Origin of the sequence: Paenibacillus sp. HB172176 (assembly GCF_011947265.1) — a bacterium.
In the GTDB taxonomy this organism is placed as follows: Bacteria; Bacillota; Bacilli; order Paenibacillales; family Paenibacillaceae; genus Pristimantibacillus.
Genome location: NZ_JAATHD010000033.1, coordinates 26,482 through 48,079, shown reverse-complemented (window position 1 = coordinate 48,079; position 21,598 = coordinate 26,482). Strand labels below are relative to the sequence as shown.

The 21,598-nt window shown below is 53.1% G+C and carries 15 protein-coding genes; 6 read left to right on the top strand and 9 right to left on the bottom strand.

What is annotated here, in order from left to right; genetic code table 11:
- Window positions 1–81: 81 nt before the first annotated feature.
- Window positions 82–1,173 (top strand): M23 family metallopeptidase, encoded by a 1,092-nt coding sequence (locus HFP08_RS26460; RefSeq protein ID WP_168123637.1) that lies wholly within the window; start codon window positions 82–84, stop codon window positions 1,171–1,173.
- Between the two features lie 67 nt (window positions 1,174–1,240).
- Entirely contained in the window at window positions 1,241–1,669 is a 429-nt protein-coding gene (locus tag HFP08_RS26455) for a bactofilin family protein (protein WP_168123636.1), read from the top strand.
- Window positions 1,670–1,849: 180 nt separating this feature from the next.
- Here the strand turns inward: HFP08_RS26455 and HFP08_RS26450 are convergent, their stop codons facing one another.
- From HFP08_RS26450 to gltB, 4 genes are all read right to left on the bottom strand, one after another.
- Window positions 1,850–2,653, bottom strand: a complete 804-nt coding sequence (locus tag HFP08_RS26450; RefSeq protein ID WP_168123635.1) for an ABC transporter permease — start codon at window positions 2,651–2,653, stop codon at window positions 1,850–1,852.
- A complete protein-coding gene (locus HFP08_RS26445; RefSeq protein WP_168123634.1) occupies window positions 2,646–3,566 on the bottom strand; it encodes an ABC transporter ATP-binding protein in 921 nt (306 codons plus the stop codon). Before HFP08_RS26445 ends, HFP08_RS26450 begins: the two co-directional genes overlap by 8 nt.
- Before the next feature lie 202 nt (window positions 3,567–3,768).
- Complete coding sequence (locus HFP08_RS26440) at window positions 3,769–4,095, bottom strand: hypothetical protein (protein ID WP_168123633.1); 327 nt, start codon at window positions 4,093–4,095, stop codon at window positions 3,769–3,771.
- Window positions 4,096–4,486: 391 nt separating this feature from the next.
- A complete protein-coding gene (gene gltB / locus HFP08_RS26435; protein WP_168123632.1) occupies window positions 4,487–9,091 on the bottom strand; it encodes a glutamate synthase large subunit in 4,605 nt (1,534 codons plus the stop codon).
- Window positions 9,092–9,383: 292 nt separating this feature from the next.
- Here gltB and HFP08_RS26430 point away from each other — a divergent pair, with 292 nt between their 5' ends.
- Window positions 9,384–10,748: a stalk domain-containing protein gene (locus HFP08_RS26430; protein WP_168123631.1), complete on the top strand. Its 1,365-nt coding sequence runs from the start codon at window positions 9,384–9,386 to the stop codon at window positions 10,746–10,748.
- Window positions 10,749–10,817: 69 nt separating this feature from the next.
- Here HFP08_RS26430 and kapB read toward each other — a convergent pair whose 3' ends face one another.
- Window positions 10,818–11,213: a kinase-associated lipoprotein KapB gene (gene kapB / locus HFP08_RS26425; protein WP_240941898.1), complete on the bottom strand. Its 396-nt coding sequence runs from the start codon at window positions 11,211–11,213 to the stop codon at window positions 10,818–10,820.
- A gap of 137 nt (window positions 11,214–11,350) precedes the next feature.
- Here kapB and HFP08_RS26420 point away from each other — a divergent pair, with 137 nt between their 5' ends.
- The gene (locus HFP08_RS26420; RefSeq protein ID WP_168123630.1) at window positions 11,351–12,466 is read left to right on the top strand and encodes an MGDG synthase family glycosyltransferase; all 1,116 of its coding nucleotides are present in this window, start codon (window positions 11,351–11,353) and stop codon (window positions 12,464–12,466) included.
- A gap of 90 nt (window positions 12,467–12,556) precedes the next feature.
- The gene (locus HFP08_RS26415; protein WP_168123629.1) at window positions 12,557–13,972 is read left to right on the top strand and encodes an NAD-dependent malic enzyme; all 1,416 of its coding nucleotides are present in this window, start codon (window positions 12,557–12,559) and stop codon (window positions 13,970–13,972) included.
- Between the two features lie 668 nt (window positions 13,973–14,640).
- Here the strand turns inward: HFP08_RS26415 and HFP08_RS26410 are convergent.
- The gene (locus HFP08_RS26410; protein WP_168123628.1) at window positions 14,641–15,996 is read right to left on the bottom strand and encodes an MFS transporter; all 1,356 of its coding nucleotides are present in this window, start codon (window positions 15,994–15,996) and stop codon (window positions 14,641–14,643) included.
- A gap of 238 nt (window positions 15,997–16,234) precedes the next feature.
- Here HFP08_RS26410 and HFP08_RS26405 point away from each other — a divergent pair, with 238 nt between their 5' ends.
- A complete protein-coding gene (locus HFP08_RS26405) occupies window positions 16,235–16,939 on the top strand; it encodes a YqaA family protein (protein WP_168123627.1) in 705 nt (234 codons plus the stop codon).
- A gap of 91 nt (window positions 16,940–17,030) precedes the next feature.
- Here HFP08_RS26405 and HFP08_RS26400 read toward each other — a convergent pair whose 3' ends face one another.
- The 3 genes from HFP08_RS26400 to HFP08_RS26390 all read right to left on the bottom strand — a co-directional run bounded on the left by HFP08_RS26400 (window position 17,031) and on the right by HFP08_RS26390 (window position 21,512).
- Window positions 17,031–18,146: a C40 family peptidase gene (locus HFP08_RS26400; RefSeq protein WP_240941897.1), complete on the bottom strand. Its 1,116-nt coding sequence runs from the start codon at window positions 18,144–18,146 to the stop codon at window positions 17,031–17,033.
- Window positions 18,147–18,698: 552 nt separating this feature from the next.
- Complete coding sequence (locus HFP08_RS26395; RefSeq protein ID WP_168123626.1) at window positions 18,699–19,583, bottom strand: cation diffusion facilitator family transporter; 885 nt, start codon at window positions 19,581–19,583, stop codon at window positions 18,699–18,701.
- A gap of 306 nt (window positions 19,584–19,889) precedes the next feature.
- Entirely contained in the window at window positions 19,890–21,512 is a 1,623-nt protein-coding gene (locus HFP08_RS26390) for an ABC-F family ATP-binding cassette domain-containing protein (RefSeq protein ID WP_168123625.1), read from the bottom strand.
- Between the last annotated feature and the right edge of the window lie 86 nt (window positions 21,513–21,598).

Genomic DNA, 21,598 nt, shown 5'->3' with positions numbered 1-21,598 from the left:
AGGTATGTTTTGCCTCTTCCCGGAATAAATAGTCATAGGACGTTCTGTACGACTATCTTGCCGGCCGGAAGGAGCTAATCTGTGAAAAGAGTGCGGAGGCCCCCTTGGTCATTTGTGGTCATGCGCGGTGCCGACAAAAACGTCAAGCAATTCTCGATATCGAAACGATCGGTGCTTGCGGCGCCGGTCGCTGCGATTGTGGCAGTCGCAGGCTGTATCGCCGGCCTTCAGATGAAGGCCGCCTACGAGCTGAGACAGCTCGAGAATCAGCTGGAGGAGCAGTCAGCACAGTACACCCGAACGATTGCGGGGATGAAGGAGACCGTCTCCGAGAAGGACGATGCCATCGTCTCTCTTCAGCAGGACTTGCTTGAACTGAGCAGGCAAGCGCAATCCATGAAAGACAAGATGAGCGAGCTTGACGTGCTGGAGAGCAAGCTCAAAGCCTTTATTGAGAAGTATGGCACCAATGACATGCCTGCCGGATCGGGAATTGCCGGAGGGAAAAGCGAATCCTCCGCGACGAATTCGCTTGAAGACGGCGTAAACTGGGGAACGACGAGTCCTCGGGTGCAGGCTTTGTCGACAACGGTTAACGGCAATCGCCGTACTGCGGTACCACTGAGTGCAACCGAACAATCCATCTACCGAATGTCGACGCTAGCAAGGAATGCGACCGTCGATTTGAAAGCGCTAAGCGAGATGGTCGATGCGATGGAGAGCTCGATGGAGCAGACGCTAAGGCTCGCGCAGAACAAACGGAAGGTTGTGGATGCCTATCCATCCTATTGGCCGACAAAATCGAAGCAGCTCACTTCTGGCTTCGGTTACCGCAGAGATCCGTTCACCGGCAGAACGGCATTTCATGCGGGTATTGACATTAATGGCTCCAGCGGAGATGCGGTGTTCAGCGCGGCGGACGGCACGGTGTCCGAGAGCGGCTATGACAGTCAGCTCGGCAAATATATCATCATCGATCATCTTGGAGGCCTGCAGACGGTCTATATGCATCTGCTGCAGATCGAAGCGCGGGAAGGCGACGTTGTCGTGCGCGGCGAGAAGATCGGACTGCTCGGCTCCAGCGGCAGAAGCACGGGATCTCATTTGCATTTTCAAATTATGCAGAAGAACGAACCTGTCAATCCGCTTCCTTATTTCGCTCAAAACAACTAATGCATCTTCCTTCAGACAGGGAATCTGATCGACCACCTATTTGCACAGGCTGAGGAGGTACATGCTCATGTTCAAGGAAAACAAGCGGCTTGCAGCGGCTGACACATTGATAGGTCAGGGTACGATAGCGGAAGGCAAGATGGTCAGCGAAGCCAATCTTCGCATTGAAGGAGAGTATCGCGGGGATATCGAATGCAAGGGCGATGTCATAATAGGAGAGTGCGGCGTCGCTCGCTCCAATATCATCGCACATGATATTACACTTGCAGGCAGACTGTTTGGCGATATTGAGACGAAGGGCAGACTCATCATCACCTCGTCCGGGCAGATTACAGGCAACGTTAAGGCTCATTCTCTGATTATCCAGGATGGCGGATTAATTAACGGGAGCTGCCATATGGAGCCTCTTCCCGCAGCAAAGCTTAAGTCCAACGACGAGGCCATTGCAAAAACTGAGCCGCAGCAAGAACAGAAGAAATCCAGACAAGCCGGCTAAACGCCTGCTCTATGACACGACTTGTAGTCGTAACTTTTCTGCAAACGGAAAGAAGCCGTCCCCTTCGCTCCCCACTTGGGAGTGCCGGGGACGGCATTTTTTTGTCTTATCTGCTTCATTTGGTTGAATCTATATCACTTTGCTTAGCCCATAAGACGCTGAATATAGCCTGATCAGGTCTTACGCTGCCACGTCTCGTTTGTTGAACACATAGAAGGTAAGCGCCATGAAGATAATGTAATAGGCAGCCAGCACGCCCAGTGAGAAGCCAAGCGTCATTCCCTCACGCATTGGACTGTCGACCAGATATTGCACAAGATCAAGATGGATAAACAAAATGTAGTCGATCCACTTATAATCCAGGCCCAAGAGCAATGCGACGGAGTTCTTCACAATTAACAATAAGAATAGGGAAATGCCGATTGCCAGACCGCTGCTGCGGAACAGGGTAGACAGCATAAAGGCCATAGTTACCGTAACGATAGACGACAGCAGAGTTAGTCCGTAATATTTGAGCATGAATACGAAAATCGAATCATTATTATTCGAGATATCGTTCGTGATGGTCGACGCGGTGTCTGTACCGCCAATCAAGCCGAATATGATCCAATTGATAAGTATTGTGCTTGCGAACAGCAGTACGGCCAGCATGACAGCGAATAGGATAATCGCTATATATTTGGAGAGCAATATTTTCGAACGGGACCATGGCCTTATTAAGAGAAGCTTGATCGTCCCCGACGTGAATTCCTCGGCTACTCCGCTTGCCGCAACTACAACAGTAAGAATCGTAACCAGCACGAACAGGACGGAGGATTCAATGAATGCCACATCCCACATCGATTCATCCGTTCCGCCGAATACGGCCCACAATACGGAAATGATTAATACAGCCGCAACCAAGAGCAGCATCATTACGTAGGTACGGGTTCTGCGATAAATCTTCATATTCTCATTCAGCACTAGATTGAAATAATCAGCCAATTCTCTCGCCCCCCGTTACTTCCAGGAATTGATCCTCCAAGGATTTCACATCTTCACGGATGCCATATACTTTCAGTCCGGCCTTCACCAGTATTGCGTTCGCTTCTGCCGTCGTTTCTTTATTTGCCAGAATAGTAATTAGATTCGGTGCGAGCTTCTCGGCAGGCTGCTCCGACGCAGCTAATGTCGAAACGGCTGCATCTGCGTCTTCAACCTCCAATATTCTGCGAGTTTGGACAATCTCGTCCTTCTGGCCTTGAATGGCTCGAACATCGATCAGCTTGCCGTTCTGGATAATGGCAACGCGGTCGCACATGAGCTCCATCTCGGACAGGAGATGACTCGAGACGAATACTGCAATGCCCTCCTCCTTCGCAAGCCTTCGCAAATAATCGCGGAGCTCTCGAATGCCGGCAGGGTCGAGACCGTTCGTCGGTTCGTCCAAAATTAATAATTTCGGTTTATGTAAGAGTGCTTGAGCAACGCCAAGCCGCTGTCTCATGCCAAGGGAATAGGTTTTCACCTTATCGTGAATGCGCGCCTCGAGTCCGACCAACTGCACGACTTCCTTGACACGATGCGAGGTAATGCCAGGAATCATGCGCGCGTAATGAATCAGATTGCGATAACCGGACAGATACTTATACATCTCCGGATTCTCGACAATTGCACCGACATGGCGAATCGCCTTCTCATATTCCTTCGTAATGCTATGCCCGTCAATGTTAATTTCTCCCGAGGTCAGCTTCATCAGGCCCACCATCATGCGAATCGTCGTTGTCTTGCCTGAACCGTTCGGTCCGAGGAAGCCGAAGACCTCGCCAAGCGGAATATCCAGCGTCAGCTTATCAATGATCGTCCGGCTGCCAATTCGCTTCGTTACTTCATTCATGCGAACAATGATTTGTTCCATTCTCCAACGTCCTCCCTATCTTGAAAGTGCTGATAAAATGCATTCTCTACAACTCGCTGCTTTCTTACGCGATTTCTCTTGTGAAGCGAGCGCTTGGACTTGCCTGCTCATGAGCCAGCCCCAAGGCACGCTTTAATCTTACCTGCCTTGTCAGCTTGACCAACTCCTACATTATATACGAGTTAGGAAGCAAATGGTAGCATTAAGGTTGTAATTCCTTTGGCTGCTGTAGCTCAGCTTGTGGCGTTCCGTCGGCTCTGTTTTGCTCTTCCAAGTCGAATTTTTCGACTTGCGACGCTCTGCCGGCTCTGTTTCGCTCTTCCAAGTCGATTTTTTCGACTTGCAGCGCTCTGCCGGCTCTGTTTCGCTCTTCCAAGTCGAATTTTTCGACTTGCGACGCTCTGCCGGCTCTGTTTCGCTTCTCCAAGTCGATTTTCTCGACTTGCAGCGCTCTGTCGGCGCTTTTTCGCTCCTCCAAGTCGATTTTCTCGACTTGCGGCGCTCTGCCGGCTCTGTTTCGCTCCTCCAAGTCGATTTTCTCGACTTGCAGCGCTCTGTCGGCATTGCTTAGCTCTTCTTAGTCAAATTTTTCGACTAAGGGCTTGCTCGTTATAATTCTACAGAGTTACTTTCTAGACCTATATACGTCATTTCGCTCCAATCCGACCTTACAGAGTTACTTTCTACACCTGCGACTAACTAGCACCCTTCGTTCCGTTGAACCTGCAAACCATCCTGCGGCGCTCCGTTCCAATTCCCTCGTTGAATCCAGCCCCTTCTCAAACAAAAGAAGGTTCGCAACAAGGCGTGCTGCCTCATTGCGAACCTTCTGCTTAATGCGCAACTCGTTATTCTGGAGTGAACTGCTTACAGCAAGCGCAATCCATCATTTAGCTAACTCTTGCCTAGCAGAGGGGTTCTTACTTCCCGCCTGCGCGAGCCAGCTCGCGCTTGTTGGCTTCGAACGCCGCCAGAAGCGCGTCCCCGCCTTGCAGGCCGGAGTCCTCTGCCTTCTGAATCTGCTCCAGCATGCGCTTGTAGTCCTTCGGAATGACCTTGACGAATTTCGACTTCGCCGATTCCCAATCCGCAAGCACCGCTGATCCAACAGCGCTCTCCGTGTATTTCACATGCTTCTCGATCATGTCATGCAAAGCCGAGGCATCCGCTTCGTCTTCCACACGCTCCAGAAGCACCATCTCCAGATTGCAGTTGTTATAGAAGTCGCCCTTCGCATCATAGATATAAGCAACCCCGCCGGACATTCCGGCGCCGAAGTTGCGGCCCGTGCCGCCAAGCACGACTACGCGTCCGCCAGTCATATATTCGCAGCCATGGTCGCCCACGCCTTCAACGACTACGCTCGCGCCGCTGTTCCGAACCGCGAAGCGCTCGCCCGCGATACCGCGGATATATGCTTCGCCGCTGGTCGCGCCGTACAGAGCCGTGTTGCCGATAATGACATTCTCTTCCGCAACGAAGGTCGCTTTCGGCGATGGAGCTACGATGATCTTGCCGCCGGAGAGGCCTTTGCCGAAGTAGTCATTGGAATCTCCCTCGATCGACAAAGTAATGCCGTTCGGCACGAACGCACCAAAGCTTTGTCCAGCCGTTCCTTCAAATTGATACCAGATCGTGTCCTCAGGCAATCCCTTCGCGCCATACTTGCGAGTGACCTCGGAGCCGAGGATCGTTCCGACAACTCGATTCGTATTCAGAATCGGGAACGTGCCGCGAACGAGTTCGCCGCTCTCAAGAGCAGGCTTCGCGTTCGGTACAAGCTGCTGCACATCCAGAGACAGATCAAGTCCATGATTTTGCTCTTGCACGCAATGGCGAGCCGCATCCTTCGGTACATCCGCTTCATAGAGAATGCCCGACAGGTCAAGGCCCTTCGCCTTGTAATGCTCGATCAAAGATTTCGTCTCCAGACGATCCACGCGCCCGATCATCTCTTCAATCGTACGGAAGCCAAGCTCCGCCATAATCTCGCGCAGATCCTCCGCAATAAAGCGCAAATAATTCACGACATGGGACGGAGCGCCCATGAACTTCTTGCGAAGCTCCGGATTCTGAGTCGCTACGCCGACAGGACATGTATCCAGTTGGCAAACGCGCATCATGATACAGCCAAGCACGATAAGCGGAGCAGTAGAGAAGCCGTATTCTTCGGCTCCCAGCAATGCTGCAATCGCCACATCGCGGCCGTTCATCATCTTGCCGTCAGTCTCCAGCGTTACGCGGTCGCGCAGATTGTTCAGCATCAACGTCTGATGCGTCTCGGCAACGCCAAGCTCCCATGGCAGACCCGCATGTCGGATCGACCCCATCGGCGACGCGCCTGTGCCGCCGTCGAAGCCGCTGACCATGATCACATCGGCGCGTCCCTTCGCAACGCCTGCCGCGATCGTGCCAACGCCGACCTCGGAAACGAGCTTCACGTTAATCCGCGCGCGCGGATTCGCATTCTTCAGATCATGAATCAGCTCCGCCAAATCCTCGATGGAATAGATATCATGATGCGGAGGAGGCGAGATCAAGCCAACACCCGGCGTCGAACCGCGAACCTCGGCAACCCATGGGTATACCTTGAGACCCGGAAGCTGACCGCCTTCGCCCGGCTTGGCGCCTTGCGCCATCTTGATCTGAATTTCGTCCGCATTCACGAGATAGTTGCTTGTTACGCCGAAGCGTCCGGATGCGACCTGCTTGATCGCGCTGCGGCGCAAATCGCCGTTCTCGTCAGGCGTGAAACGATTCGGATCCTCTCCGCCCTCGCCTGTGTTCGATTTGCCGCCAAGGCGGTTCATCGCAATCGCGAGGCTTTCATGCGCTTCCTTGCTTATGGAGCCGAACGACATCGCGCCGGTCTTGAAACGCTTCACGATGGACTCAACGGATTCTACTTCTTCAAGCGGCACCGCTACGCCGCCCGGCTTGAAGTCGAGCAGGGAACGAAGCGTCAAGTTCTTCTTGTTCTCGCCTTGAACAAGCTCGGAGAACTTCTTGTACAGCTTATAATCGTTCGAGCGCGAAGCCATCTGCAGCGTATGAATCGTCTGCGGCGTGAAGAGATGATCCTCTCCGTCTTTCCGCCATTGATAATCGCCGCCGGAGTCCAGCTCCTTCTCGGCGCCCTCCTGCTCGGAGAACGCGCGGTTATGATGCTTCAAAGTATCAGCCGCAATCACGTCTAGACCAATGCCGCCAATACGGGACGGCGTCCAAGTGAAGTACTCGTTGATAACATCCTCGCGAAGACCGAGCGCCTCGAAGATTTGAGCGCCGCGATAGGATTGAATCGTGGAGATGCCCATCTTCGACAGAACCTTGACCACGCCCTTCGTTCCGGCTTTGATGAAGTTCTTGACAGCCTTGTCATGCGAGATGCCCTTCAGCATGCCCTGTCTGATCATGTCGTCCAGCGTTTCGAAAGCCAGATACGGATTGATCGCGCTGATGCCGTAGCCCAGCAGCAAGGCGAAATGATGCACTTCGCGCGGCTCGCCGGATTCAAGCAGGAGAGATACCTTTGTTCTTGTGCCTTGACGAATCAAATGATGATGCAGCGCCGCTACCGCCAGCAAGGCCGGAATGGCCGCATTCTCTTTGTCCACGCCGCGGTCGGATAGAATAAGCACATTATGGCCTTTGTCAATGACACGGTCGGCAGCTTCGCACATTTGCTTCAGCGCTGCGCGGAGCCCCTCCTCGCCGCTGTCAGCCGCGAAGAAAATCGGCAGCGTAATCGACTTGAAGCCCGGACGGCGCACATGGCGCAGCTTGGCGAATTGCTCATTCGACAGAATCGGAGTGTCGAGCTTGATATGACGGCAGCTCTCCGGCTCCGGACTCAGCAGATTGCGCTCCGGTCCGATTGTCGTGCCGGTCGAAGTAATAATCTCTTCGCGAATCGCGTCGATCGGCGGATTCGTAACTTGAGCGAATAGCTGTTTGAAATAATTGTACAAGCGCTGCGGCTTCTGAGACAGAATCGCAAGCGGCGCGTCGTAGCCCATCGATGCGATCGGCTCTTGACCGCTGCCCGCCATCGGCTCCAGCACCTTGCGAATGTCTTCGAACGTGTAGCCGAAGGCTTGCTGACGCTTCTGCACCGTGCTGTGGCTGTACTCAGGAAGCTCAGGCGCTTCCGGAAGATCCTCAAGATCGATAAGATGCTCGTTCAGCCATTCCCGGTAGGGATGCTCGGCTGCGATTGCCGCTTTCACTTCCTCGTCGGAAATAATGCGGCCTTGCTCCGTATCGACAAGCAGCATGCGTCCAGGACGGAGACGGTCCTTGTACAAAATATCCTCGGCAGGAATTTCAACCGTACCGGCTTCCGAGCCCAGAATAATATGATCGTCCTTCGTCACGTAATAACGAGCCGGGCGAAGTCCGTTGCGATCCAGCATCGCACCGATCATGGAGCCGTCAGTGAAGCCCATTGCGGCTGGACCGTCCCAAGGCTCCATCAGCGTACTGTGGTATTCGTAGAACGCTTTGCGCTCGTCGCTCATGCCCTCGTCGCCCGACCATGGCTCTGGAACCATCATCATCGCCGCATGCGGCAGCGAACGGCCTGCCAGGTACATGAACTCCAAGGTGTTGTCGAACATCGCCGTATCGGAGCCGTCCGGATTGATAATCGGTTTGATCTTCTCGAGGTCGTCGCCGAACAGCTCGCTCGCGAACAGCGTCTGCCGCGCATGCATCCAGTTCACGTTGCCGCGAAGCGTGTTGATCTCGCCATTGTGAATTAAATAATGGAACGGATGCGCGCGCTCCCAGCTCGGGAATGTATTCGTGCTGAAGCGTGAATGCACTAAAGCCATTGCGGTCACGACAGTCTCGTCGTTCAATTCCGTATAGAAGGAGCGAACCTGCTCCGTTGTCAGCATGCCTTTGTAAACAATCTTCTTCGAGGACAAGCTCGAGAAGTAGAACATGTCTCCGCCCGGCTTGCCGGCGTAGCGAACAGCAAGCTCTGCGCGCTTGCGAATAACATACAATTTGCGTTCAAAAGCAAGCGTGTCCTGCAAATCGGCATTCTTGCCGATAAACACCTGGCGAACATAAGGCTTCACCAGAAGCGCGGATTTGCCAAGCTTCTCGTCCTGTGTAGGAACCGTACGCCAGCCGATCAGCGTCTGTTTCTCTTCGCTGATAATGTCCTCCAGCTCGCGTTCGATGGCTTCACGCGCGGATGCGTCCTGCGGCATGAAGATCATGCCTACAGCATATTCGCCCTGGGCAGGAAGCGCGATGTTTTGCTTCTTCAGCTCAGCTTCGAAGAAGGCATGCGGAATCTGCAGGAGAATACCTGCTCCGTCGCCCGTGTTCGTCTCGGCGCCCTGGCCTCCGCGATGCTCCATATTCTCGAGCAGCGTCAGCGCCTGCTGAATGATTTTGTGTGACTTTCTCCCCTTAATGTTGGCTACAAAGCCCATTCCGCAAGCGTCCTTCTCAAATTGCGGGTCGTAAAGTCCTTGCTTAGGCGGCAATCCAAAAATACGTTCTTTCATTGTGTGCAACCTCTCTATCAGAAGATTTTGGGGTAAGCGATTCATGAATGCAATGAATTCGGATAGATCACTTATATTGGCTTCATTTTTGGCTGGAAATATCATAGAATGGAAGTGGGCGAGGCGCACCCGGCCTGCTCTTGCCATCCCCTTGCCAACACCCGTTGCTAAGCGATTATTATATTATTTTATCATTAGGGCAAAAGGGAATCAATTTAATATTTTTTATAATGTCGATAAACTTTTCAAACGGCCTCTTCTAAATTCATCATATCAAAAGGATGTGTACACGTTGTATAGCAAATTAAGGAACTCGATTTTCAGAACGACAGCAACTGTTATTATCGCCGGATCCCTCACGACTTCAGGCGTCCTGGCTGCGCCTTCCGCAAGCTCGAATTACATAGACGCCAAGGTGGACATGCTTCCCGTATCGCAAGCCGTCGACAGCTACGGCATCGTCGCGATCGGCGATTCGCTGGCCGCGGGCTACGAGATGGGCTTCGGACTCGATTCAATTCCTTACGGCATTGGAGAGCATGTCTACGAGCAGGCGCTGTTCCATGGTCTCCGGGCGGAATACGCGAACTACGGCATTATCGGACTGACCACACATGATCTGAATGCTTGGCTCGGCGCTTCCATACAGCAGGAAACGCTGACCTCCGACGAAGTGCCGTCGAGCAAGAAGGATCCCCGCGCCGAAGACATTCTGATGCAGTCTCCACAGTTAATAGAAGATATTGAAGACGCGGAGCTTATCCTTATCAATATTGGCGGCAACGACTTCCTCACCTTGTTCGACAAGCTCGACGAGTACGGCAAAGATACCGCCTTCAACCAAATGTCCGCAGACAAGCAGCAAGATCTGAGCGACTCGCTTGACAGTCTGTTGAAGGATTATCAGGCTGAGCTGCAAAGCATTCTGAACAAGCTCGCCGAGCTTGCGCCGAACGCAGAAGTGATTATTTCCAATCAATATTTGCCGATACCGAAGCTGTTCAATACGTACCAGCTTCCCGCTTCAACCGTCGAATTTCTGCAGAAGGGGCAATCCGGCATTCAAGAGGTGCTTGATGCTTTCGTAAGCGAATTCGCAGAGAAGGGCTTGGAGCTGATCGAGGCGGATGCCGCTGCCGCCATCGAACCGTCCGTGCTCGCCCTCACCAATATCGCGCATGGCGATTATCATCCTAACGAAGACGGGTACGAGGCGCTCGGCAAGGCGTTCTCGAAGCTGCTCTGGGACGATTATCGCACTGTGCAGCCGCGCGATGCGTCGGTGCCGATCTCCGTTGTCGTGAACGGCCAGCAGGTTATTACGAAGTATACGCCGACGCTGAAGAAGGATCGCACCTTCATCTCCCTGCGCGACATTACGGATGCGATTGGCGCGGATTTGGAGTGGGTAACTGCAACAAATACCGCAGTCATTACGTTACAAGATCGTACAGTGGAAATTACGCTTGACGCCAAAACATATGTAGTGAACAGCGAGACCAAAACCTTGAACGCCGAACCCGCTTATATGCAATCCTTCACTTTTGGAACGAAGGTCGAGGGAAAAACCTTCGTTCCGCTCGCCGCTTTATCCGAAGGACTGGGTTTGCAAGTGGTGTATCGCAAGCCGCTTCAAACGGCATTCATTAACGAATAACCCCGAAGCCGGGCTTGCGGCCAATACCTGCGCAGACACTGTCGACAGCGGGGGCAATCGATACGCTTCTTATCGATAGTCCTTCTCAAGCTGCTCGAGCAGCTCCAGGCTTTTCGCCGCCCAACGCAGCAGACTGTCGAGCGATCTCTTCTCGGCTTCGACAGCCGCATGCAAAGACAGCTTATAATCGGGCAGCTCGCCGCGATACGGCTTCAAATCCCGCAGCAGAACATTGGTTTTCTCTGTGTAGCTGAGCGCTCTCCGTTCATGAAACATCGCCGCATCCGGATTATAAGGCTGATGCAAATCGCCTTGTTCCGGATGTTTTAGTACTGCCTTTATGCTGACAAGCGCGCGCGGACCGTTTCTCTCCATGAACTCTGCCGCATAGACGCCGGTGCGAACCTCCGCCTGGACAAGATCTCCCGCTTGATATTCGTGCATTTCATTTTCCGCTGTAGACATATGTCAATCAGCCTCCTATCCATGTGAATCGCATGTGATTACTGTATAGGAACGTCTGTTAATTCGCAAGTCGCATATCTTAACTTGAATTAGCCTGACATGAGAAGTAATATGGAAGAAGAAAAGTAGGTGAGAGTATGCGTAAGAAAAGAGTGCTCCTGCTTTCGGAAGGCTTCGGTTCGGGCCATACGCAAGCAGCTTTTGCGCTCTCTGCGGGACTCAAGCAGTTGTGTCCCGATATATCGGCAAGAGTGATCGAGCTTGGAAAATTCCTCAATCCGGTCATCGGGCCCATGATCGTAGCCGCTTATCGGAGGACGGTAAGCAGCAGGCCCAAGATGGTCGGAATGATCTACCGCAGCAATTATAAGAAGTCGTTCAATCGATTCACTCAGCTCGCGATGCATCGCATGTTGTACGCTCACACTTCGCAGGTCATCGAACAACTGAAGCCTGATTTAATTGTTTGCACGCATCCCGCTCCGAACGCGGTCGTCGCAAGATTGAAGCGGCTCGGACTCCATATGCCTCTATATACTTTGATTACGGATTACGACGCGCATGGATCATGGGTCAATCAAGAGGTTAACTATTATCTCGTATCCACTCCGGATGTGAAGGAACGGCTTATCGAGAAAGGGGTGCTCCCACAGCGGATCATGGTAACCGGCATTCCGGTTCATCCGAACTTCTGGCAAGCCTCCGACAAGTGCGAGGTACAAATGCAATTCGATCTTAAGCCGCTGCCAACCGTGCTCGTTATGGGCGGAGGCTGGGGCATTTTGTTCGAAGACAATGCTTTATCCTATATGACCAAATGGCGAGAATCGACGCAAATCATCTTCTGCGTAGGCTCCAACGAGAAGATGCGGGAGAAGATGCTGGCAGATCCGATGTTCCAGCATCCCAACATTCGGATTATGGGCTTCACTCGCGAGGTGAACAAGCTGATGGACGGCGTCGATTTGCTCGTAACGAAGCCGGGCGGCATGACCTGCACGGAAGGCTTCAGCAAAGCGCTGCCCATGCTGTTCTACGAGCCGATTCCGGGTCAGGAAGAAGAGAATTGCGAATATTTTATCAAAAACGGCTTTGGCGAAATGCTCGACTCGAATGATACGGTCGACCGCTGGTTCAAGCTGATTCATGACCGCGACGCGCTGGAGGCGTTCAGAGATAAGCTCCGCGAAACGCGCGACGAACAATACGACGCGATGAAATGCCCGACAGCCGTTCTGCAATTGATGCAGTGACGGCTTTCTTTTTGATTGGAAATGGAATAGGATAGGGTAACAATGAATGTGTGCATTATACCAGAAAAGAGATGAATAGGAGCTGATTCCATGACTGCAAGGTTGAATGATGGAAAGACGATTATTCTGAGGCTGGAGATTGACACTGCATTCGCCCAATTCAGCAAGGCTGTTACTGCAATCGAAGGCGCAAAGGGCGATATTGTCGCAATTGACGTCATACATACGGACAAGAACAAGAGCATACGGGATTTGACGGTCAAAATAACGGAGCAAGGCGCGTCCGAACGGCTGACGAATGCGCTGAAATCAGTCGAGGGCATCAAGCTGGTTCATATCTCCGACCGCACCTTCCTGCTTCATCTCGGCGGAAAAATCACGATTCAGCCGAAAACGCCGATTCAGAATCGCGATGATTTGTCGCGGGTGTATACGCCGGATGTCGCGCGGGTCTGCCAGGCGATCTCGGACGCGCCGTCGAAGGCGCATACGCTGACGATCAAGCGGAACACCGTCGCCGTCGTGTCGGACGGCAGCGCGGTGCTGGGACTCGGCAACATCGGCCCCTATGCGGCGATGCCCGTCATGGAGGGCAAGGCGATGCTGTTCAAGCAGTTCGCCGATGTGGACGCGTTCCCGATCTGCCTGGATACGCAGGACACCGAAGAGGTCATCGCCGCGATCAAGAACATCGCTCCCGCGTTCGGCGGCATCAACCTCGAGGACATCTCCGCCCCGCGCTGCTTCGAGATCGAGCGCAGATTGCGCGACGAGTTGGACATTCCGGTCTTTCACGATGATCAGCACGGGACTGCCGTTGTATTGTTCGCGGGGCTGCTCAATGCCCTGAAGCTGACCGGACGAACGCTGGAGGATGCCCGCATCGTCGTATGCGGCATCGGAGCGGCCGGCACGGCTTGCACGAAGATGCTCCTTGCGGGAGGAGCGCGCCATATTGTAGGCGTGGATCGCGAGGGCATATTGTGCAGCGAGAAAAAATATGACAACGCGATGTGGCAATGGTATGCGGAGAATACGAATCAGGATCGCCTCAGCGGCGGACTGAAGGATGCGCTGGCAGGAGCCGACGTGTTCATCGGCGTGTCGGCGGGCGGCTTGCTCAGCCGCGAGGATGTGATGAGCATGGCGGCGGATCCGATCGTCTTCGCGATGGCGAATCCGGAGCCGGAAATTCGGCCGGAGCAGGTCGAGGATATCGTCGGCGTCTTCGCGACCGGAAGATCCGATTATCCGAATCAGATCAACAACGTGCTGTGCTTCCCCGGGATATTTCGCGGCGCGCTGGACAGCCGCGCGTCGGTCATTAACGAGGAGATGAAGCTGGCTGCGGCGGAAGCGATCGCGTCGGTCATCGGCGAGGACGAGCTGAGCCGATTGTACATCATTCCGAGCGTGTTCAACGCGAAGGTGGTCGAAGAGGTGCGGCGGCGCGTCACGCTCGCCGCTCAGCGCAGCGGTGTCTCGCGCAGGCAGCTGCGGGACTAGCGGCGCGCGAGCACTTCGACGCAAACGCAGCTTCGACGCAGCAGCCTCTCGCAGACTGCTGCGTCAAGCTTTAAATTTACAATTATCTGAGCCCGCTTCAGCTCAAACGGGCATCTCTCCCTCACCGTACCTTTCACGCAGAATGAATATACTGGATTTACTCCACCTTATTTCTCCATTTAAGCTGAAATCTGCCGATATGCTGGAAAATCTCCTGCATATTCCGCTGATATGCTCAAGAATCACGCCTCAGTTGATTTATACTGGAGCTTTTCCAGCATAATCATCAAAACGCCCTAGAGTAGTCTTTTATACTGGAACTTTTCCAGCACATTCACCCGCCGAAATAAATTCTCGCCGCCTAATCTGTACATACCGTCATCTAACTTCTCGCCGCCTGCACTCTCCATACCGTCAATCTAACTTTTCGCCACTTGCCCTTCACACCGTCTACCAAACTTCTCACACGCCTGCACTCTCCGTACCCTCACCTGCCTCCATACCGCCGCCTAGCTTCGCCTGGTTGGATGGCTGATAAGGGAGGAGCGGCCTGGAAACGTGCTAATCGCGATCATCATGACGTGCTAATCGCGATCATCAGCATGAAATGGACGCGGGCGACGAGTAGTTATGTGTTCAAAAAGAGATTAGTGCAATTGAACAGTCGGCTACAGTTGACTTCCCGCCTCCAGCCTGATCCGTTTCGACCTGTCCCGCCCCCCGCGACGGCTCGACATGATGTAGAGCCCGGCGCTCAACATAATAACGCCCGTCCCCACAAAAATCCAATTCAAGCCGAGATAGAGACCCAGCAAGCCGCCAATCAATGGTCCAAGCATCGCGCCGAGCTGATTCGCGCTGGTCGTCATGCCGAAAGATCGGCCACGGAATTGCTCGTCGGTATTTTGCACCATTAGGGTGTTGACAATCGGGACAATGCCCGCCATGAACAAGCCGAATACGAATTGGATGACCGCGAACAGCCATAGCGCTTTGACGAAGAACTGCAGGCATACGACCGTGCCCGCGCATAACAGGCAAAACACAAGCACGCGATAATAGCCTCGTCGCTCGCCCATTCTGCCCCATATCGGCGAGGCCACGATTCCCGCAATGCCAATTAACGACAACACAAGACCGGCGGACAGCATCGCATCATCCGCGCTTCCTTGCAAATCGGCGATATGCAAAGCAAGCTGAGGCTGAATCATATTGATGGCGAGCTGGAAGATCGCCAGCAGGAACAGCATTTGCATAAGCGCTCTGTTGCGGAAAGCCATTCGGTAGGTAACCGCAGCAGGCTTCCCTGGACGCCGCTCTTCGCCCGCATCGGAGGATGCCGCTCTCGCTCCTTGCGCCTCCTCTCTCGCTCCTGCGTCCTGCTTATCCACTCCCGCAGACATGCTTTCGGGCTTGCCGCTCGCAACACCCGCATCTTTGTCGTTCGACGCCGTCTCCGGCCGCTTCTCCTTCACGTACACCAACACCGCAATCGCCGCCGCGAAAATAATGACGGCAGCCACGATAAACGATCTTCGTATGCCGAAAATATCCGCCAGCAATCCGCCAATCAGCGGCCCGAGAATGCCGCCCGACATCGTACCCGCCTGCATCATGCCAAGGCTCCAGCCCAGTTTTTCCTTCGGCGCGATCGACGCCACGATCGACATGGAGGCCGGGACGAAGCCGCCCACGAGGCCCTGCAGCATGCGAATGCCGACAAGCTGCCAAGGCGCCTGCACGAAAGCATACAGCGCATAGATTATCGCAAGGCTAAGCCCCGCGCGGATGACCATCTTTCTTTTGCCGAATTTATCCGCCAGCATCCCCCACAAGGGCGCCATTATCGCACCCACGAAGAAGGCCGAGGAATGCACGACGCCCGCCCACAGATTGACGGAGCCGTCCTTGACGCCCAGATCCAGCAGAAACAACGGCAAGAAAGGGACGGACATCGTATAGCTTGAGCTGCAGAATAGTACGCCGAACCATAGAATCCACATCGTCCGCTGCCATGAATGCATTTGTTAGAAACTCCTCTCACGCGTAAGCATAGAATAGGAACAGGTGAACACAATATTTCTACTATACGCCTCCTTTACAAACTCTTCAAAGCTCAACTTCATTAGCTATTCCCAGCAAAATAAGGGCTGACAAGCGCAGGCCGCCTCAAATCCGACAATTTCCCAGGTCTGAAACTTCATCGCCGGTCGTTCGTATTGTGCTATACTTAGTAAAGCAAGATGAAAAGGAGCCGACTTCATGTTTCAAGACATTATCGATTTCCTGAAGGATTACGGCCCTTGGGGATTATTTGTTCATTCTTTTCTGGATGCAGTCATATTTCCAATTCCCGCGTTCTTCTCCCAAGTGTCTCTCAGCATCCTCAATCCCGAGACGGCTCTCTGGCTGGCGACTGTCGGATATATCGGCTGTCTGCTTGGAACTCCGGTCGGCTATTACTTGGGCAAGGTGATGGGCAAATCGATTCTGTACCGGATTCTGAAGCAATCCTGGATCGATTCCGCCACCGAACGCTTTCAGAAGAACGGAGAAGCAGCCATCCTCATTGGAGCCTTCACGCCGATTCCGTTCAAGGTATTTACCATATTGTCAGGCGCGTTAAACTTCCCTTTGTGGCGGTTGATCGGCTATGCGGCAATCGGACGCGCTGTCAAATTCTATGTAGTTGGCTGTCTGTTCTTTTTCTACGGGAAAGCAGCGGAATCGATGGTTAAGGATGTAACCTTGTATATTTTCCTCGGAGGCGTGCCGATTATTATCCTGTTCCTGTATTTGCGCAGGGGCTGGCGCAAGAAGAAGGCTGCCGATGAAGAGCGCGCAAACGATACGGAGGCGCAGCAAGCATTGACTGTCGAGGAGCAATCAGACTCCGCGAAGTCGAATAACAGCTCCGAACTCAAGCTTCGGCAGGCCAACCAAGTAGAGCTACGCGACGAGCTTTAGAAAATGAAATAGGCTATCTCGCAGGCAGCATCTTAAGCCGCTTTGCAAGATAGCCTATTTGTCGTGCATTTATTCTCGTGAAGAGATTCGCTTACAGCGCGCTGCCGCCGAAGATAAAACGATACTCCCAGTGCGTATCCGTAATGTTCGAGGTTCTTACTCCGCCGCTCGCGTTGGAGTACGTGTGAAGCACCTTGCCGTTTCCTAGATACAGCGCGACATGCGTAATCGTCTGCGACTGCTTGTTGATACCGCTATAGGCCGATGCCGAGCTGCCCTTGTACGACATGAAGAACATGAGGTCGCCGCGCTTCAGCTTGGAGATATCCGTTGTGTAATTGCCCTTCGCTTTCACATAAGCGCCCTGCTGACGTGAATCCGCCGGCAGCGTAACGCCTGCTCCTTCTTTGAAGATCTGCTTCATCAAATCCGAGCAGTCGAAGGTCGTTGTGGTATTCCGATTCGAGCCGTATTCATACGGCGTGCCCAAATATTTCTCGCCAGCGTCGATAATTTTCTCGATGGTCGCGCTTGCCGTTGTTGAAGTCGAACCGCTGCTGGAGCTTGAGTTCGTACTGCCTGAGCTGGAACTGGAGCCAGAGGAGCTCGAGTCCGAGCTGGAGTCCGTGCCTCCCGAGACTGTGCCTGTAACATCCATATAGGTGGTCGATGTGGTCACATAGCCCTTCACACCGTTCGAATCCTGCACCTGATACCAATAGCTGTTCACCTTGGAGAGCACCGTCACTTGCTCGCCCGTCTTCAGATAACGGATGCGGTCGGCCGAGGTGCTTGCGCCCTCGCGGAAGGAAACGCCTTTCTTGACGACCGCGTTGTAAGCCGTCGCAGCCTTGACCGTATTGGACGAGGAGGAGGAAGAACCGGAAGTACTGGAAGAACCGGATACATCCGACGCGCCAACCTCCGTATATTTGGATGACGATGAGATATAACCTGAAGCGCCGTTCGAATCCGAGATTTTGTACCAGCCGCTGGCTTCGGAAATAATCGAAACCTCTTCACCCTTCTTCAGCATGCGTATAATCGAAGCCGATGTAGAAGGAGCGGATCGCATATTTACTCCCCATATAACTTCTGCCGATTGGGCCGCATAAACCGGGGAGACAGGCAACACCGAAATGGAGCCGAGCATTAATGCCGCAGTAATGGACGCTGTCGCGATCTTAGTTTTCATGGAATGTTTCAAGCTGTAACGCCTCCTTAAGTTAGGTGTTCAAAAAGTTCGGCTTTCAGCATCGAGAAGCTTGTATAAAGCTAGAAACTGAGGAACGGAGCGTAGTGGATACTACGTGAGTACCGGAAGTTTCGGCTGAATGCAAGATTCGACGTCGAGTAAGCTTCTTGGTTTGCTTCATGATCAAAGGCGGACTTTTTGAACTACCTTGTGAAATGCCGAGTTTGTCCGGCGCTGTAACCATTGTAAGGGGCGCCAATCTGACCGAGCATCGACCGTAGCTCCCAAATGCCGTTGCAAGGAACTAGGAACTAAGAATTACACAATTTTGCTAAGAAAAAATTAATAAAAGGCTCCTCCGCAGCGGAGAAGCCTCATAATTGCAGCCTTTATATGGATGAAAGCTTACAGTCTATTGCATTCAATTCTGAGAAAGAGGCCTGGAATTGTGAGCGTTTTCTCATATTGAAAATAGGCATAAAGACTCATTTTTCGTTTTGTTCGCTTCTGTATGGTCGAAATTACCAACGGACTTTTGAACGAAATTTGTAACCTTTTCGCCTTTTACGACGTTGGAGCCACTTGATCATGAGGCTCAACATGAACGTGAACGCCCATAATATTATGCTTCTTGTCCATCATTCTCTCGATTTCATCGCAAATGCGATGACTTTCGATCAAGGATAATTGGGGGTCAACCAATACGATGACATCGACAAGCACGTTGCTTCCGTGCACCCGAGCCTTAATATCCTTGATCGCATGCACGCCTTTCGTGTTCGCGATGGTCGCGCGCAGCGACTTCAGCTCCTTCTCGTCGAATCCGTCGGTAAGCGCATGCGTCGAGCTGTAGAAGATATCCCAGGCCGTCTTGCATATAATAAGGCCGACCACGAATGCGGCAACGGGATCCAGCCAAGGCATCCCGAATTGGGAGCCAATGATGCCAACCGCCGCTCCCACGCTCACCAAGGCATCAGACAAGTTGTCCTTCGCCGCCGCCATTAACGCCTGATTGTTAATTCGGCGAGCCAATCTGCTGTTATATAGATATACAAAGCCCATGCATGCCGCCGCAGCGAGCGCCACCCATGCCGTCGCCAGCCCCGGCGTCTCATAATCCGCCTTCATTAACGATTGAACCGCGCCGATCAGCACCTGCAAGCCGACGCTAGCCATAATGAACGACGCAATCAGCGCCGCTATGGTCTCAGCGCGGAAATGCCCGTAGGGATGATCCTTGTCCGGCGGTTTCTGCGAAATGCGAAGGCCGATCAAGACAGCGAGCGATGCGACGATATCCGTCAAGTTATTATAGCCGTCCGCTACCAGCGCCCCTGAAGCGAACCAGTAGCCGATGCCCAGCTTAACCGCCGACAGGATAAGATAGGCGCCGATGCTCACCCATGCGCCCTTCTCGCCTTGTTTTATATCCTCGTACTGTGTCAATATTCACGCCTCCTGCCAATTCTGTAAACCGGTGTCTGAAAGCTCCTCTTCGAATCCGAACCTCCCTATCCAGACGATCCATGCCGCGCCGGTCTATGTACCGCTATCTATAATAGCCTGCGAAACCTGTGTGGGTCTAGAGAAACAGTGTTGACTATAGGCGCAACTTTATGCATCCGCGCAACTTATATAGCCCTCCGCCAAACTTTCTCGCCGCGCCAACTCTTGTCCCGAAGCGCACGGAAGGCCGTCCTGGGATCCCAAATCGGGATTCCGGACGACCTTCATGGCGTCATGCCTATGTGATTAAGAAACGGCGTACATCCGCTCGCGCAATGCTTTGATCTCATCGCTCTCGAGGTACTCGTCATAGGTCATCATGCGGTCGATGACTCCGTTCGGTGTAAACTCGATGATGCGGTTCGCGATAGTCTGCACGAATTGATGGTCATGCGAGGTGAACAGAATCGTGCAATCCGTATCGATCAACCCGTTATTAAGCGCCGTAATGGATTCAAGATCAAGGTGATTCGTCGGCTCGTCGAGCAAGAACACATTCGCGCCTTCGAGCATCATCTTCGAGAGCATGCAGCGCACCTTCTCGCCCCCTGACAGAACGCTCGCCTTCTTCATCGCCTCGTCGCCGGAGAAGAGCATGCGGCCCAGGAAGCCGCGCAGGAAGGTCTCATCCGGGTCCTTGGAGTATTGACGAAGCCATTCAACCAAATTCATGTCCACGTTCTCGAAATATTTGGAGTTATCCTTGGGGAAATACGCTCTTGTTGTCGTCACACCCCAGGAATAGCTGCCGGCGTCCGGCTCCATCTCGCCGGACAATATCTCGAAGAAGGTCGTCTTCGGCAGACCGTTCGGTCCAACAAATGCGATCTTGTCGCCTTTGTTGATCGCAATCGTTAGATTGTCAATCACCTTCTCGCCTTCAATCGTCTTCGTCAAGCCGTCCACAAGCAGCAGCTGCTTGCCCGCCTCGCGCTCACCCTTGAACAGAATGAACGGATATTTCCGGTTGGAAGGACGAATATCATCGAGCGTAATCTTGTCAAGCAGCTTCTTCCGCGAGGTTGCTTGCTTCGATTTCGATTTGTTGGCGCTGAAACGCTGCACGAACGCCTGCAGCTCTTTGATCTTGTCTTCCTTCTTCTTGTTCTCGTTCCGCATCAGCTGCAGAGCAAGCTGGGAGGACTCATACCAGAAATCATAGTTGCCGACGTACATCTGGATCTTGCCAAAGTCAATATCCGCGATATGCGTGCAGACCGTGTTCAGGAAGTGACGATCATGGCTGACTACGATAACGGTGCCTTCATAGCGGGCAAGGAAATCCTCGAGCCAACGAATCGATTCGATATCGAGATGGTTGGTAGGCTCATCGAGCAGAAGAATCTGCGGAGTGCCGAACAAGGCTTGAGCGAGCAAGACGCGAACCTTCTCGTTGCCGCTCAGCTCGGCCATCTTCTTGTCATGCAGCTCGGTCGGAATGCCGAGGCCGTTCAGCATCTCCGCCGCTTCGGACTCCGCCTCCCAGCCGTTCATATCGGCGAATTCCGCCTCCAGCTCGCCCGCGCGCATGCCGTCTTCGTCGGTGAAATCGGCCTTGCTGTATAAGGCGTCCTTCTCCTTCATCACTTCATAAAGCTTCTTATGACCCATGATGACGGTCTCCAGAACCGCGAATTCATCGTATTCGTAGTGGTTCTGCTTCAGCACCGCCAAGCGTTCGCCCGGCGTAATATGCACTTCTCCCGAGGATTGCTCGACCTCGCCCGACAATATCTTGAGGAAGGTCGATTTGCCGGCGCCGTTCGCTCCGATCAGACCATAGCAATTCCCTGGCGTGAATTTAATATTGACATCCTCGAACAACGCCCGTTTGCCGAAGCGCAGCGTAATTCCATTCGTGCTAATCATGTTATTAATCCCGTCCTTCACTACAAAATCGCATTTTCTCGAACTATTATAGCACAGGTTGCCGAGAAACGAACGGGAAATGAAGA

Bases quoted from the DNA above. Each gene is read 5' to 3' on its own strand.
- HFP08_RS26455 (WP_168123636.1), top strand. From the start codon at position 1,241: ATGTTCAAGGAAAACAAGCGGCTTGCAGCGGCTGACACATTGATAGGT.
- kapB (WP_240941898.1), bottom strand. From the start codon at position 11,213: ATGTCTACAGCGGAAAATGAAATGCACGAATATCAAGCGGGAGATCTT.
- HFP08_RS26410 (WP_168123628.1), bottom strand. From the start codon at position 15,996: ATGCATTCATGGCAGCGGACGATGTGGATTCTATGGTTCGGCGTACTA.
- HFP08_RS26415 (WP_168123629.1), top strand. From the start codon at position 12,557: ATGACTGCAAGGTTGAATGATGGAAAGACGATTATTCTGAGGCTGGAG.
- HFP08_RS26445 (WP_168123634.1), bottom strand. From the start codon at position 3,566: ATGGAACAAATCATTGTTCGCATGAATGAAGTAACGAAGCGAATTGGC.
- HFP08_RS26420 (WP_168123630.1), top strand. From the start codon at position 11,351: ATGCGTAAGAAAAGAGTGCTCCTGCTTTCGGAAGGCTTCGGTTCGGGC.
- HFP08_RS26390 (WP_168123625.1), bottom strand. From the start codon at position 21,512: ATGATTAGCACGAATGGAATTACGCTGCGCTTCGGCAAACGGGCGTTG.
- gltB (WP_168123632.1), bottom strand. From the start codon at position 9,091: ATGAAAGAACGTATTTTTGGATTGCCGCCTAAGCAAGGACTTTACGAC.
- HFP08_RS26405 (WP_168123627.1), top strand. From the start codon at position 16,235: ATGTTTCAAGACATTATCGATTTCCTGAAGGATTACGGCCCTTGGGGA.